The organism is Streptomyces sp. NPDC111520, from assembly GCF_055635295.1.
In genome coordinates this window covers 1-1,127 of the sequence record NZ_JBVKBW010000052.1, presented here as the reverse complement: position 1 = coordinate 1,127, position 1,127 = coordinate 1, and the positions used below count along the sequence as shown (strand labels likewise).

The following is a 1,127-nucleotide window of genomic DNA, read 5'->3' as shown; positions in this document are numbered from 1 at the left end:
CCTAGTACTGCAACGGTCTTTGTCGTGACGGGTGGGCAGGAGGCTCGTTGGAGTGGGCATGGGGTGGGATGTGGTGCCGGCTGATGCGAGCCGGTGGTTGTCGGGCCTTTCGGAGTTGCACGAGCGGTTTGTGCATCGGTTCGCCAGGTCGGAGCCGCGTGAGTCTGCGCTGGCCTATATGCAGGGGCTGATAGCCCCGCTGGAGCGGAAAAACGGCTGGACACTGGCCGAGCAGGCCGGTCACACGGCGCCAGACCGCATCCACCGGCTACTGAACCGGATCGACTGGGACGCCGACGAGGTCCTCGATGACGTGCGGGACTACGTCGTTGAGCATCTCGGTGACCCGGAGGCGGTGCTGATCGTGGACGACACCGGCTTCCTGAAGAAGGGGGTGCGGTCGGCCGGGGTGCAGCGGCAGTACTCCGGCACCGCCGGACGCACGGAGAACTGCCAGGTCGGGGTCTTCCTCGGCTATGCCACCGACCGCGGCCGCACCCTGATCGACCGCAGGCTGTATCTGCCGACGTCGTGGACCGATGACCGCGAACGGTGCCGCCAGGCCGGCATCACCGATGAGGTGGCCTTCGAGACGAAGGTGGCCACGGCCAGGGCCATGGTCCGCCGGGCGATCACCGACAGGGTCCCGTTCCGGTGGGTGACCGCGGACGCCGCCTACGGCTTCAGCAAGAGCTGGCGCACGGAACTGGAACAGGCGGACGTCTTCCACGTTATGGCCACCACCCGCCATGACACCGTCGTCTCCCGCTGGGCCATGGACCACCCCGTCCACGACCTGTTCAACGGCCTGCCCAGGCAAAAGTGGAAACGACGCTCGTGCGGCGCCGGCGCCCACGGCCCGCGCGTATTCGACTGGGCCCGCGTCGAGGTCCGCCCCTGGCACCGCGAGGACCGCCGCCACTGGGTGATCGCCCGCCGCAGCGTGAGCCGCCCCCAGGAGATCTCCTACTACATCGCCTACTGCCCGGCCGACACCACGCTCGACGAACTCATCCGCGTCGCCGGGGCCCGATGGGCCATCGAGGAGTGCTTCCAGACCGCGAAGGGCGAGTGCGGCCTCGATGACTACCAGGTCCGCCGCTACGACGGCTGGCACCGCCACATCA

At 68.4% G+C, this 1,127-nt stretch carries 1 protein-coding gene; it reads left to right on the top strand.

Annotation, left to right across the window (positions count from 1 at the left end; all coding sequences use genetic code 11):
• Window positions 1–58 precede the first annotated feature (58 nt).
• Window positions 59–1,127: IS701 family transposase (locus tag ACZ7MY_RS43045; RefSeq protein WP_499611861.1), on the top strand; the 1,069-nt coding region annotated here is incomplete at its 3' end.